Source organism: Winogradskyella sp. (assembly GCF_965656915.1).
Classification (GTDB): Bacteria; Bacteroidota; Bacteroidia; order Flavobacteriales; family Flavobacteriaceae; genus Winogradskyella.
Genome location: NZ_CBFHMI010000024.1, coordinates 1 through 13,828 on the forward strand (window position 1 = coordinate 1; position 13,828 = coordinate 13,828).

Consider the following 13,828-nt stretch of genomic DNA (forward strand, 5'->3'; position numbering starts at 1 on the left):
TCTATTACAGACTTAGAATCATTAGATTATTCCTTAGATGGAGGGGCATTTCAAGCCAGTAATGTATTTACTAATGTGCCAATAGGTATAGGGCATTATATTGATGTAAGAAATACAGATGGATGTATTCAAAGAACTGATGAGTTTTCAATTGAAGGCTTTGACCCAGTCACACTAACCTTAACAGAAGGCGAGCTTAATGAATTTATAGCTAATGCATCAGGTGGTGCTGGTGAATACCAGTTCACTATGAATGGTGAAGACTATGGCGATCAAACCAACTACACTATTACAGAATCTGGTTTATACACCATTACAGTTACGGATTCTAGTGGATGTGTTGCAACAGCTCAAATAGAATTAGAATTTGTTGATATATGTATTCCTAATTGGTTTACACCAAACGGTGATGGTGAATTTGATACATGGGCACCAGGTTGTACAGAAAATTACCCAAATCTAACCTTTGATATTTTTGATCGCTATGGTAGAAAAGTAGCAACCTATCGTGTTGGTGAAGTTTGGGATGGAAGATATAATGGCACTGAATTGCCAACAGGCGATTATTGGTTTGTAGTACAAACAAACGATCCAAATGTAGATAAAGAATTTGTTGGACACTTTACACTTTACAGGTAATAATCCATAAGAATTAAAAGAAACTAAGATGAAAAAAATTACACTATATATTTTCTTTATGATTGTATCTTACAGTTACAGTCAGGAGTTGAATTTACCTGTATTTACGCAATATTTAGCTGATAACGATTTTGTAATTTCGCCAACCTATGCAGGTATAGGTGATAATTTAAAGATTAGAGCTAATGGTTTAACACAATGGGTTGGTATTAAGAACGCACCAGATAATCAATCTATTTATGCAGATATTAGAATAGGAAATCGCTCTGGTATAGGAGTGTCTGCCTACAATGATAAAAATGGTAATACACGTCAAAAAGGTGTTAAGTTTTCTTTTGCACATCACTTAACTTTAGACTATAAAACAAAACAATATTTATCATTAGGTATTTCTTATAACATCAATAGTTTTAGAATTGATATTGAGAACTTTAATACAACCTATGATATACCAATTATTGATCCTTCAATAACTGATGACAGGTCTATAAGTAATGATAATTTTGATGCTGGTATACTCTATAGATACGGTCCATTTTATGCTAGTCTTAATGCTAATAATTTAATTTCAAAAGATACTGAGGATTTTGTAGGCCTTGAACCTGGAAAGCTTTTAAATTATCAATTATACACTGGTTATGTGATTCAGAATAAAAGAAATAAAGATGTGGAATTTGAACCATCTGTATTTTTTCAATTATTTGATAGTGATAAACGATCTAGTACAGACATTAACTTTAAATACCGAAAGTTTAACAGAAAAGGCGATTACTATTGGATAGGAGCATCTTATAGATTTCTTAATGACCAGTTTTTTCAACCGCTTAACATTGGGCCAATGGCAGGAACACAGTGGAGTAATCTTTATTTTGCGTATTCATATCAATTAACAATAAATGACTTGTCTGGATTCAACTCTGGTACACATATGATAACCATAGGATTAGATCTCTTAAAAGGAGTCAGTAATTGTGCATGTACACGTGGTACTAGTCAAAGTTATTATAGATAATCTATTGAGATATTTCTAGCTTATAACCTACGCCATGTACATTAGTTAATTTAATAGATGTGTCAGCTTTAAGTTTCTTGCGGAGCTTTGAGATATAAGTATCTAAACTTCTACTTACATAAACACCATTATCCTCCCAGACACGTTTTGTAAGTTCATCTCGCTTAATGATTTGATTTGGATGAGCAACAAACAACGCCAGTAATTCACATTCCTTTTTAGAAAGCGCAATTTCTTCAGCTTCTTTAACCAGTTTATTTTGCTCAGGATAAAATCGAAATAGTCCTAACTTCTCATTAGGCTCGTCATCTAAAAAGTTTTGTTTGTGTTTTCTTTTTTTGAATATTAAAAAGCCTAAAACCAATAAAGCGAGAAGCCCAATTATATATGCAATAATGTGATTCGATGATTGCTCAACTTTTCGTTCGGTAAACTTAACTTCAATACTATAGCAGCCATCAGGTAAAAACCTACCACCGCATGGTGTAATTGTATTTTCATCCTCATCACTCATTTGATAACTGTAAGCTACTTCCCTATCGTCACAGTTTAAAACTTCAACGCGGTAATGCTGTGGTAAGTCTACAGACTTAAAACTTTCTTGGACAATGCTAACTAATTTACTAGGTTCAAACTTTAAATGTTTATCAAAATTCAACTGAAACTTATTGGTTTCAATGGCTTTAACAGGTAATATTAAAGAGGTAGAATCTTGATTGCTTAAAAGTAATCTGTTGCCAACATCTCTTAAGGCTATTTTTGTGCGTTCAGTGAAATCATTTTCATCTGTTATACCACAAGAGATTGTCAATACACATAAAAAGTAAAGCAAAATCGCATGTAATGTAAATGATAATATCTTTTTCATATATACTGTAAAGAACAAATAAATCTATGACAATTTACAACTGTTCACACTTCTTTTACATTTTTTTGACATTCTTTGACCTTTCACCACGTAGTTTTATCTAAATTCAAACAAAACATTAGATAATGAAGAAAATTATAACAGTATTAATAGTAGCTCTTAGTGTGATAAATACGTCAATAGCACAAGAAGAACTGCATATACTCGAGGCAGATAGTTCATGGCTAAAAGAAATTATTACGTTACCCTTAGGTTTTGCTCAAGAGATTAATTTTGAAGGATAGGAAGACTTAAGATTTGCAAAAAACTGGAGTGATCCAGAAGGAAATGAATTCTTTACTTACGCCTATGTTTGGTATATTAATTTAACCGAACAACCATCAGTAAAATTAATTGAGACTAACATGAGACTTTATTATGATGGTTTAATGAAAGCTGTAAATAAAGATAAGGACTTTACTGTACCTAAAACGATTATTGCATTTAATGAAACAACAAAGGACAATGCTATTCTTCCATCTTTCATAGGGTCTATAAAAGTCTATGATTCATTTTTTTCTAGAAAAGTTATAACATTAAATGTTAGTGTGGAGACATCGTATTGTGAAAATGAAAATAAATATCTAATGCTATTCAGAGTGTCTACATTAGAGTTCGAAAATGATATTTGGATTGAATTGAATAATATAAAACTAATTGATAATGTATGTGAAGTTAAGTCTTAATATTATTCAATTGCTTTTAAAGGACCTCTATATCTTATAGCAGTTCTGCTAGAACCATAGATGCTAATATTTGCATATCGATTAGAGAAAACTACCATTTTAATAATAAATTGCTCTACGTCATTAGAGACTTTAAAATTAACATTTACTTGCTGTTTTTTGTCATTTTCAGTTATTTTAATAGATGTCATTTCTGAATCAAATATAATACTTGTATCTCTTGAATCTGAGTATCCAGCAGTTCTTAGTTCTCCAAAATACGACATATTGGCTTTTGCAGTATTTCCCTTCACAGAAAGAAAATCTTCATTTCCACTTAAAGAAATGCGTCCACCAACATTTTCTGTTTGTCGTAATAAGGCGTTATTTACATCCATCACATCGCTAGATTGTATCGGAAATGCAGACTCCGCATCTATTCGAAATGACTTACTGCTAACTAGATTTTTAATGTCGTTATAATACGCTAATTCAGTTGCCAATTCACTTTCAGATTTGGTGCTTCCACAACCACAAAAAATTGTAACAAAAAGACTTAATAAAATTTTCGATTTCATATTTTAAATATACAAAATAGCACTAAGTTATTTTAACAATGATATGTTAATAAAAACAATATTTATCTTTATTACTTTTAAACTAAATTACGACAGGAATCGTTCATTTTTCAATATATTAGAAGTTGGACATCGAATAATGTAATTAGCAATTTCGATTCAAAGGATTTGTATTCAATTAATCGATAATAGGAGTTTATTAGCGTCTTATTAGTTATTTTTGACTGCTCTAAATGAATAAATTTAAAATAATAACATTAGTTAAACTTTGTGCCTTCTTTGTTTTTGCAGGAAGAGCTTATCAATTTTATTTTTTTGGAGCTCCATTTAGAGCAATATTATGGGATGAAAGTTTATTAACTCCTATAGTAGAAGGTCTTTTTAACCATTCTTGGTATGATTATGCCACGAGTATAAGAGTAAATCGATATATAGATAGTTTTACAAAGATTTGTAGCTTTATTTTATTACTATCAGCATTTGTATGTTTATTATGGGAAAAATTAAAAATTAAAAAGTTAAAAAGAATAATTGTTGGACTTGGCTTGCTTATTCTAATTATTTTAGGTGTTTGTTTAGTAAAAGACAAGAACTATAATTTTTTACAGTTTTTTGAATTATCAATTCAATTTGCTGCACCCTTGGTTTTATTACTAAATGGTAATTTTATTGGTGATAATAAAAAATTAATTTTTAGTTTAAAACTTGCTATAGTATTAACATTTATACCTCACGGTTTGTTTGCAATGGGATTGATTTATTTACCAGGTCATTTTTTAGATATGACTATTAAAATATTAGGGATCGGTGAACAACAAGCGACATACTTTCTATTCTTCGTTGGATTTTTAGATGTGGCATTGACTATTTTATTGTTTGCTCCAAGGTTTTCTAAATACGCCTTATTATATATGATTTTTTGGGGCTTTTTAACTGCTTTAGCAAGGTTATTTGCTGGTTTTAATAGTAATTTTGTAACAGCATCAATTCATGGTTCAGCGTACTTAATGATATATCGTTTATCACATGGTATTATTCCGTTAGTTGTATATGTATTAGAAAGAAACAATTTTAAACAAGAATTAAATTTTACGGTAGATGAAAGTTAGGTTAGTTTTTACATATTGGTTTTTTCTTGGGTTTCTCTTTAGCTATGCCAATACTGACAAGTATCGTATAATAATTTCTGATAATCCGGCTACATCAATAACTATAGCATGGAACCAAATCTCAGGTACTAATCCATTAATATATTTCGATACAACTGATTATGGTACTAATCATACGTTATATAACAATTCACAGGCAGTTGATAGGTCCGTATTGTATAAGAGTATGGAAAATCGTTTTGTTAGACTAACAGGTCTACAGCCTAACACCAATTATTATTTCATAATAAAAGATAGCCAAAGCACGAGTCAGCGATTTTGGTTCAGAACCGCGCCAGATGATAATAGCCGTTTATCTTTTATTGCAGGTGGTGATTCTAGAAATAACAGACTTCCACGACAAAATGCGAATTTATTAGTAAGTAAGCTAAAACCGCACGCGGTTTTTTTTGGTGGTGATATGACAGATGATGATACAGATACCGAATGGCAAAACTGGTTTGATGACTGGCAATTAACTATTGCTAATGATGGGAGGATGTTTCCTATAATACCAGCTAGAGGAAATCATGAAGATGATGCCGATGGTGTTTATAAACTTTTTGATACTCCAAATACAGATTCATATTATGCGATTACCTTTGGAGACGACTTAATTAGAGCATATACCTTAAATACTGAAATTTCTGTATTAGGTAATCAATTAACTTGGTTGCAAAACGATTTAAGCACAGCACCTACTGCCTTAAAATGGAAAATGGCACAATACCATAAACCGATGCGTCCTCATACGGCTTGGAAAGCAGAAAACAATAATCAATATAGTGCTTGGGCAGAGTTGTTTTATACCCAAGGAGTACGCTTGGTGGTAGATTGTGACTCGCATATGACAAAGACCACTTGGCCAGTAAAACCATCTTCGGAGCCAAATAATGATGAAGGCTTTGAGGTAGATCAAACTTACGGAACAGTCTATACAGGCGAAGGGTGTTGGGGAGCACCTCTACGACCAAATGATGATGACAAGAGCTGGACCCGAAACTCTGGTTCATTCAATCAGTTTAAGTTAATTTTTGTAGATCCTAGCAAAATAGAACTAAGAACCATTAGAGTTAATAACGCGTCAAGTGTTGGTTCTGCCAGTAATACAAATCCATTTATACTGCCGTCACAATTAGATGTATTTAATCCACCAACAGGCGATGTAGTTACTATTACAAATACTCAAGATACATTAGGTACAATTTCAAACATATTTAGTAACATAAATATCTACTCAGACAATGATAATAGGTTGGTCATTCTTAATGGTCGAATACCATTAGGCACTACATTTAAATTGTATGATATAAATGGACGTCTCGTAACTTCAAACTCATTAGATGATAATCTCACTTATCAAACTATAGATGTAATTCCGTACCAAAGTGGTATTTATATTCTTGAATTAACATCAAACTCAGATGGAAAATATTCAAAAAAGTTAATAATTCGTTGATAAAAAAACTCTTTTACTGATACAAATCATATCAGTAAAAATTGTTGATAATTACTTTAGTAACTGTTTGGGTCCACCTCAAATACTCTATGATTTTAGAGTAACTTTAAAGTGCTATTAATTATTATTCTCTTCATTAATGAAAAATTTTGTACACCGCCGTACGACTGCGTTTCGGTTACGTCTTTTTGAATACAATACGTTTTCAAAAATCAGAACTTCTATCTTTATTTTATCAACTTTTTTATTTCTAAGTGTTCTCGCTTGGATTGGTCCAGGCTTATATACTCCTCAACCAATTGGTCCATATTTAAATGGCGTATTTCCGCCATTATCAACTGCAAGTCCAGAACCTTATAGAGTGGCTTTTGAAAACCTTAGTTTTTTCTATCCAATTACATTTAATCAAGTACCAAATCAAAACAAAATTGTTTTAGGGCAATTAAATGGTGTTATCTATTGGTTTGAAAATGATGAGCAAACTGCAACCAAGAATCTATTGTTAGATCTTTCTGGCGAAGTTGGTATGGTTTCAGATGGTGGGTTTTTAGGTCTTACAATTCATCCTAATTTTGGCAATGGTGATAATTACTTCTACGTGTATTACGCCACAAAAAATTGGAACGGAGAAGATTCTCCTGGTTTTGGTGAATATACCACACAAAATTGTTCTATAGATGAGTATGAAGGTAACTTCTTAATCCTTGAACGATTTGAAGTAAATCCAGGTAGCATGGCATTTGTCTCAAATTCTAGAACAACCCTACTAAAACGTCGTATGTATGGAACTACTCATAGAGGTGGTGGATTAGATTTTGGAACAGACGGATTTTTATATTTAACTACTGGAGATCAGGCATCATGGCAAACGGCTCAGGATTACACAAATAATTTAGATGGTGGAGTGTTAAGAATTGATGTAGATAAAGACCCAAACAAGAGTCATCCTGCAATTAGAAGAATGCCACAAAATGCTGGAGAGTTTGACGAAATAACAGGTGTAGAGTATTGGATTCCTAATGATAACCCATTTTTAAGTCCTTCAGGTTTAAATTTTGAAGAATACTGGAGTGTTGGATTACGAAACCCGCATAGAATGACAAGAGATAAACTTGATGGTACATTTTATATTGGAGATGTTGGACTAGACACTCACGAGGAAATAAACATATTGAAAAAAGGAAAAAATTATGGATGGCCTTTGTATGAAGGCTTTATAGCAGGTCCTGGATGTTACCCGAATTTATTAAATAATATGCCTCATGAAACTCCTTTAGTAGCCTTTAGTCCGCAAGAAGCTAATTCTATTACAGGCGGATTTGTTTACAGAGGAACAGAAATGCCAGAATTATATGGTAGATATATTTGTGCAGATTTTGGTGTTGGTGATGAGATATGGTCAGTAGATACACAATCTGGTGAGTATGAACTTTTAGGTAATTTTTTACCCCAAGATGTTATTTCATTTGGTCAGGATAATACAGGAGAACTGTTTTTATTAAAAGGTGGATTTAATACACCTATTTATAAAATGACATCCACCACAACAAATTTTGATTTATTCCCTCAAACATTATCTGAGACGGGTTTGTTTACCGATTTAAGTACCTTAGATGTTATAGATGGCGTGGTGCAATATGATTTGGTAGATTCTTTTTGGTCAGATGGTGCATTAAAAAGACGATGGATAGCGATACCAAATGACGGCACACATGATACACCAGGAGAACAAATTAAATATTCAGAAAATGGTGATTGGGAATTTCCTATTGGTTCAGTTCTGATTAAGCATTTTGATTTAAGCGTAGACGATTCTGACCCTAATATTTCAAAAAAAGTAGAAACTCGTTTTTCAATTATGGGTGAAGACGGGCATTTTTACTTTCTTACTTATAACTGGAACGACAATCAAACCGATGCAGTATTACAAAGTGTTGAGTTAGATGAAATCGTAGATATTGCAACTACAGATGGAGGCACAAGAACTCAAACATGGCACTTCCCATCTAATACCGAATGTATTGCTTGCCATAACAGTGCAAACAAAGGTGCTATAGGGCTTAAAACTAGGTATCTAAACAAAGACTTTACTTATGATGAAACAAATATAACAGCGAACCAATTAGTAACTTTAAGTCACCTTGGTATAATTGATGAGACTATAACAGATGATGAAACCTCAGAGTTATTAACCTATAAATCTATTTATGATACTAATGCAACTCTAGATGAAAAAGCTAGATCCTACATGGATTTGAACTGCGCCTATTGTCATAGACCAGATACGGATAATAGAGCGGCTTTTGATTTGAGAATGATAAATAATTTAGCAGCTACAGGTCTGTTAGAAGCTGGTGTCTTGACTCCTCTTGGTATTCCTGATGAAGAAATTATATATCCTGGAGATGCTTCAAAATCTATATTATTTCATAGAATGAATAGTGTTGATCAGATTATAATGATGCCACCAATAGCTAAGACCATAATAGATCAGGATGCGGTAGACTTAATTGAAGATTGGATAGATCAATTAGATCCACCTGATAATTCATTAAATGCACCTGATGATATGATTAATCTTGCGTTATTACCTTCTGCCCGACTTGCCGGTTCAGTAACTAATGGTCGTGGCAGTTTAGAAGAAATATTGTACGATCCTCGTATCGAAAATTACTACACCTCTACTGATTATAATGAGTATGGTGTACATTATATGCAAAATTTAGGTACTCCAGATATCAATGATGCTTTCAATTGGGAAGTAACTTGGCCTACTGAAAAATATGTCAATTATATAACATTTGGTGGTGCATATCTTAATCAGCCACAGCCCAATTCTATGTGGGAAATTAGTTACTTTAGTGATGGAAATTGGGTAACGCTAGACTCTGGTCAAGGTGGTTGGATTAATGGTGGGATTTTTGAATGGGGAGGCGGAACACAAACTCCAGTTGAAACATTAGGTGTAAGAGTTCAAATCTTTAGTGACGGTAATTATGATTTAGTAAGTATACATTTAAGAGGACGTGGGGGAACGTCTTTAATTGAAGCAGATGATAGTGCTACAACTCCAAAAGCAGCATTAATTCAATATTTATCTCCAGGTAATAATTGTGGGATAAGTATTCCTAATAATTGTATGCTATTTTGTGATGGACAATGGATTAATGGTGAAGATCCTTCAGAAACAACAGGCGGTAAAGATGTGATACTTGGAGATGGTGTCTATACCATTTCTGAAAATACTAATGTTAATGTTAATAATTTAGAAATTTCATCTGCAGCTACGTTAATCATAAAAGAAGGAGCTAGTGTAACTGTAAACGGTAATTTGATAAATGAAGGTATTCTAAATTTAGAATCAACTTCTTCAAAATATTCTAGTTTAATTGTAATTGGTACCAGCACTGGAGAAATAAATTACAAAAGACATGTAAATGACTATCATGATGTGTTTGGGAATGATTTAATCTCAAGTCCTGTAAGCGGTCAATCCTTTGGGAATTTTGCTGCAAGCAACCCAAATATATATGAGAATCCAGACGCTACGCATCAGAAATTATTTGGTCCGTTTAATGAGAGTAATGGTACTTATGAAATGTATTCAACAAATTCTGATGCTTCTAAAATAATTATTAATGGAAATGGATATAGAGCAGCAAGAGACATAAACAAAGACAATATTTATGGTACTACAATAACCTTTTCTGGTGAATTAGAAACATCTACTGTAACTGTGCCTATTACTGAAAGCCCAACTGAATTTAGTGGTTGGAACTTGGTAGGAAACCCATATTCATCATATATAAGTTTTAATACGTTTTTTGAACTAAATAAAAATGAACTCGATCCAAATGTGCATCAGGCTATTTATGGTTATGATGATAATGCAACAGATGGTTGGGTTATTCTCAATAATATCAGTTCAGATTCGCTAATTGCACCTGGGCAAGGCTTTTTTGTCAAAACAAAGCCTAATGGTGCAACGATAAGCTTTACACCAGACATGCGTATAGGCGTAACAACTGATGACTTTATTTTAGGGAGGTTAAACCAAGAAAACTATGATTATTTAAAACTTAAAGTATCAAATACAACTTCAGAGTATGTCACAGAGTTTTATTTTACAGAGGATGCTACGATAGGTTTAGATCCAGGTTATGATGCTGGTTTATTTAATAGTGATACTCCAGACTTTTCAATATTTTCTAATTTGGTTCAAGCTAATTTGGGTGAACCATTAGCGATACAGGTATTAAATACGGATGTCATAAGTAACGTAACTATACCGTTAGGTCTTAACGCGTTACAAGGGCAACAAATAACAGTGAGCATTGCTGATATCGATATACCTGAGAATATTAATATATATCTAGAGGATGTATATGCCGGTACTTTTACCTTATTGAATACGAGTGATTATATTTTCACGACTGATAATAACTTAAGTGGTACAGGTAGATTTTATCTAAGATTTCAAACTGTTGTTCTTAATAATCCTGAACAAGCTCTAGATACTATTAAAATATACAGTGATAATGAAACTAAAAATGTAATTATAGGTGGCCAATTAGCGCATAAGACAATTCTGAATCTATACGATATTCATGGTAGAATTGTAAGAACCCAAATTTTAAATACAAACTTAACTAAGCAGTATGTAGATGTGTCTTTATTAAGTACAGGTATTTATATTGTAGAATTGAAAGATACTTTAAATCAGCGAATACTTAAGAAAGTCGTTATTCACTAGGTTTCGTATTATATCATAAAAAACCACAAGAATTATCTTGTGGTTTTTTTTTGATGTACTGAGATATTAGTTAAGACAAATCCAATAAAACTTCAAGAAAGTAATCCATCATTTCTTCCTTAAGATCATAATGTAATTTTATATAAGTTCTCATATCTTCTTTTAGCGTATGTTGCTCATTTTGAAGTCTTCCATCTATATTTTCGTTAAAATCAATATTATTAATGTTTGCAATTTTATTGCGGCATCTATGTAAAAGCTTAGAAATGGCATCTTTTTCTATCATGATGCGATTCTGAAACACTTCTAATTTTTTTAATTCTATTGGATCCTCTATACGAGAAGCAATTTCTTCTAATTTTTCTTGAAAGGTGTCCATTTCATTAAAATGAAAGCGTAATTCTCTTTTCCAGGTTTCTATATTAAACTTTAAATCGCTAAAATACATTACTTTACTTTCCATGTCTATGATGTTTTATGTGGTTATTAATTCTTGTTCTTTTACTAATTGTTTTTGTACGTGGTTTGGTACGGCAGCATAACCTTCAAATTTTGAAGAATAAGTTGCTCTTCCTTGTGTAATAGATCTAAGCTGACTAGAAAAATCGGTTAGTTCTGCAGAAGGAATGGTGCATTTTAATATTTGATAATGTGCTTCAGTTTCTATGCCTTGTATTACTGCTCTTCTACTTTGTAGCTCTGTCATAACATTACCTACCATCTGTTCTGGTACGCGGAGAATCATCTGCTCTACAGGCTCTAATAATTTAGGATTAGCATTTAAAAATGCTTCTTTAAACGCATGGGCTCCCGCAATTTTAAATGAAATATCGTTAGAGTCTACAGCGTGCATTTTTCCATCATATACCATTACTCTTATATCTCGGATATAAGATTTAGTCAATGGTCCAGATTCCATTACTTCTATTATACCCTTCATTACAGACGGTAAATAACGTTGGTCTATAACACCACCTACAATACAGTTATAAAATACCAGTTTTCCGTCCCAAGGTAAGTCAACTACTTCCTTACCTCTAAGAGAGAATCCTTATGGTTCTGGCATACCTTCATAATAAGGTTCTATTTTAAGATGTACCTGGCCAAATTGTCCAGATCCTCCACTCTGCTTCTTATGTCTGTAGTTAGCCGTTGCACTTCTTTGAATAGTTTCTCTATATGATATTTTTGGAGATTCAAATCGCGGTTTAACATCGTAAATATTCTCTAATAACCACGTTAAAGTGGCTAAATGCAGTTCTCCTTGTGTACCAACTAAGGTTTGATATGTTTCATTGTTATAGCTTAAGTCAAACGTAAGGTCTTGACTATGAATACGTTTTAAAGCTTCACTTAACTTTTCTTCTTCGGCAGTGTTCTCTGCAAAAACTGCTTTTACAAGTCTTGGTTGAGGAAATTTAATAGGTTTTATTGTGCCGCCTTCAGGTGAAGTTGCCAAGGTATCGTTAGTTTCTGTATACTTTAATTTTGTGATTGCACCTATATCGCCTGTTGTTAGTTTCTGGACAGTATGTTTTTCTTTACCATCCATAATAAATAACTGATTCAAGGTCTCAGACTCACCAGTTCTGGTATTAAACAATTTGTCATTGACATTAACTTCACCAGATTTTACTTTAAAAAACATTATCTGTCCTAAATTAGGCTGATAGATGGTTTTAAATACAAATAAAGAGGTATCCGCATTTACTTCAGGTTTTATCAACTCTCCCTCAATAGTTTGTTCTGGTTTTAAATCTGCAGCTGCTGGTGCAACATTGTCTATAAAGCCCATTAAACGACCTGTACCCATATCATTTAATGCAGAAACACAGAATACAGGAAAGAAATCGTGATTTAGCATGCCTAACTTTATACCCTGTCTAAGTTCATCTTCATTAAGCGTGCCTTTTTCAAAATAAAGTTCCATTAACACCTCATCATTCTCAGCAGCTTTTTCTATAAGCTCGTTGTGAAGTTGTTTGGCATATTCCATTTCATTTTCAGGAATTGGTAATTTTTCAGGTTTACCACCATTGGGTCCAAATTTGTAACACTTCATTTTTAATACATCAATAATGCATTGCGCACCCTCAATTTTTACCGGATACTGAACTAGTACAGCATTATTGCCAACTAATTCTTTTAGGCTTTCAAAGCTTTTTTCAAAATCAGCTCTCTCACTATCTATTTTGTTAATAACAAATAGTGTTGGCTTATGATATTTATCTACATAATTCCAGATTATTTCTGTCCCAATATCTGCTCCATGTTTGGCATTAATTACAGTTACAATAGTATCTGCAACACGAATAGAGGACATTATTTCTCCAATAAAATCATCTAATCCAGGAGTATCTATTATATTGATTTTATAGTTGCGCCATTCTGTATGCAAAGGTGTAGCAAAAACAGAAGCACCGCGTTGGTGCTCAAATTCATGGTAATCCGATATGGTATTTTGTTGCTCTACACTACCTCTTCTGTTTATTAGTCCGGCTTCAAAGAGCATAGTTTCAGATAAGGTGGTTTTGCCGGTACGATGTGTCCCAACAAACGCCACATTTTTAATGTGTTTGTTATCAAATACTTTCATATACTTTGTGATTTTTATCGATTAGAATTTCTTAAAAATTATACCTTTAAAGGTACTTTTACTTTAAAAGA

10 protein-coding genes and 1 pseudogene are annotated in these 13,828 nt (G+C 32.6%); 7 read left to right on the forward strand and 4 right to left on the reverse strand.

Annotation, left to right across the window (positions count from 1 at the left end; translation table 11 throughout):
- Positions 1–639 (forward strand): T9SS type B sorting domain-containing protein (locus ACTG3Y_RS07835; protein WP_439152373.1); only part of this gene is annotated, 639 nt, incomplete at its 5' end.
- A 28-nt stretch (positions 640–667) separates the two neighbouring features.
- Positions 668–1,651 (forward strand): PorP/SprF family type IX secretion system membrane protein, encoded by a 984-nt coding sequence (locus ACTG3Y_RS07840; RefSeq protein ID WP_439152374.1) that lies wholly within the window; start codon positions 668–670, stop codon positions 1,649–1,651.
- A 1-nt stretch (position 1,652) separates the two neighbouring features.
- On the opposite strand, the gene ACTG3Y_RS07845 is transcribed toward ACTG3Y_RS07840, so the two are convergent.
- Positions 1,653–2,519 carry a winged helix-turn-helix domain-containing protein gene (locus ACTG3Y_RS07845; RefSeq protein ID WP_439152375.1) on the reverse strand — a complete coding sequence of 289 codons (867 nt, stop codon included), beginning with the start codon at positions 2,517–2,519 and terminating at the stop codon, positions 1,653–1,655.
- Between the two features lie 125 nt (positions 2,520–2,644).
- On the opposite strand from ACTG3Y_RS07845, the gene ACTG3Y_RS07850 reads away from it, so the two are divergent.
- Entirely contained in the window at positions 2,645–2,803 is a 159-nt protein-coding gene (locus tag ACTG3Y_RS07850; protein WP_439152376.1) for a hypothetical protein, read from the forward strand.
- A gap of 120 nt (positions 2,804–2,923) precedes the next feature.
- A complete protein-coding gene (locus ACTG3Y_RS07855; protein ID WP_439152377.1) occupies positions 2,924–3,244 on the forward strand; it encodes a hypothetical protein in 321 nt (106 codons plus the stop codon).
- Between the two features lie 2 nt (positions 3,245–3,246).
- Here the strand turns inward: ACTG3Y_RS07855 and ACTG3Y_RS07860 are convergent, their stop codons facing one another.
- The gene (locus ACTG3Y_RS07860; RefSeq protein WP_439152378.1) at positions 3,247–3,801 is read right to left on the reverse strand and encodes a DUF4251 domain-containing protein; all 555 of its coding nucleotides are present in this window, start codon (positions 3,799–3,801) and stop codon (positions 3,247–3,249) included.
- 233 nt (positions 3,802–4,034) lie between these two features.
- Here ACTG3Y_RS07860 and ACTG3Y_RS07865 point away from each other — a divergent pair, with 233 nt between their 5' ends.
- The 3 genes from ACTG3Y_RS07865 (at position 4,035) to ACTG3Y_RS07875 (ending at position 11,161) form a co-directional block, all read left to right on the forward strand.
- On the forward strand, positions 4,035–4,910 hold the full coding sequence (locus ACTG3Y_RS07865) for a hypothetical protein (protein WP_439152379.1): 876 nt from the start codon (positions 4,035–4,037) through the stop codon (positions 4,908–4,910).
- Entirely contained in the window at positions 4,900–6,408 is a 1,509-nt protein-coding gene (locus ACTG3Y_RS07870; RefSeq protein WP_439152380.1) for a fibronectin type III domain-containing protein, read from the forward strand. Before ACTG3Y_RS07865 ends, ACTG3Y_RS07870 begins: the two co-directional genes overlap by 11 nt.
- A gap of 139 nt (positions 6,409–6,547) precedes the next feature.
- On the forward strand, positions 6,548–11,161 hold the full coding sequence (locus ACTG3Y_RS07875; protein WP_439152381.1) for a PQQ-dependent sugar dehydrogenase: 4,614 nt from the start codon (positions 6,548–6,550) through the stop codon (positions 11,159–11,161).
- Between the two features lie 70 nt (positions 11,162–11,231).
- On the opposite strand, the gene ACTG3Y_RS07880 is transcribed toward ACTG3Y_RS07875, so the two are convergent.
- Together ACTG3Y_RS07880 and ACTG3Y_RS07885 are read right to left on the reverse strand one after the other, a co-directional pair.
- Positions 11,232–11,624 carry a hypothetical protein gene (locus ACTG3Y_RS07880; RefSeq protein WP_439152382.1) on the reverse strand — a complete coding sequence of 131 codons (393 nt, stop codon included), beginning with the start codon at positions 11,622–11,624 and terminating at the stop codon, positions 11,232–11,234.
- A gap of 12 nt (positions 11,625–11,636) precedes the next feature.
- Positions 11,637–13,757 (reverse strand): annotated as a pseudogene (locus ACTG3Y_RS07885) (elongation factor G).
- Positions 13,758–13,828: the final 71 nt, after the last annotated feature.

Bases quoted from the DNA above. Each gene is read 5' to 3' on its own strand.
- ACTG3Y_RS07840 (WP_439152374.1), top strand. From the start codon at position 668: ATGAAAAAAATTACACTATATATTTTCTTTATGATTGTATCTTACAGT.
- ACTG3Y_RS07845 (WP_439152375.1), bottom strand. From the start codon at position 2,519: ATGAAAAAGATATTATCATTTACATTACATGCGATTTTGCTTTACTTT.
- ACTG3Y_RS07850 (WP_439152376.1), top strand. From the start codon at position 2,645: ATGAAGAAAATTATAACAGTATTAATAGTAGCTCTTAGTGTGATAAAT.
- ACTG3Y_RS07855 (WP_439152377.1), top strand. From the start codon at position 2,924: ATGAGACTTTATTATGATGGTTTAATGAAAGCTGTAAATAAAGATAAG.
- ACTG3Y_RS07860 (WP_439152378.1), bottom strand. From the start codon at position 3,801: ATGAAATCGAAAATTTTATTAAGTCTTTTTGTTACAATTTTTTGTGGT.
- ACTG3Y_RS07865 (WP_439152379.1), top strand. From the start codon at position 4,035: ATGAATAAATTTAAAATAATAACATTAGTTAAACTTTGTGCCTTCTTT.
- ACTG3Y_RS07870 (WP_439152380.1), top strand. From the start codon at position 4,900: ATGAAAGTTAGGTTAGTTTTTACATATTGGTTTTTTCTTGGGTTTCTC.
- ACTG3Y_RS07875 (WP_439152381.1), top strand. From the start codon at position 6,548: ATGAAAAATTTTGTACACCGCCGTACGACTGCGTTTCGGTTACGTCTT.
- ACTG3Y_RS07880 (WP_439152382.1), bottom strand. From the start codon at position 11,624: ATGGAAAGTAAAGTAATGTATTTTAGCGATTTAAAGTTTAATATAGAA.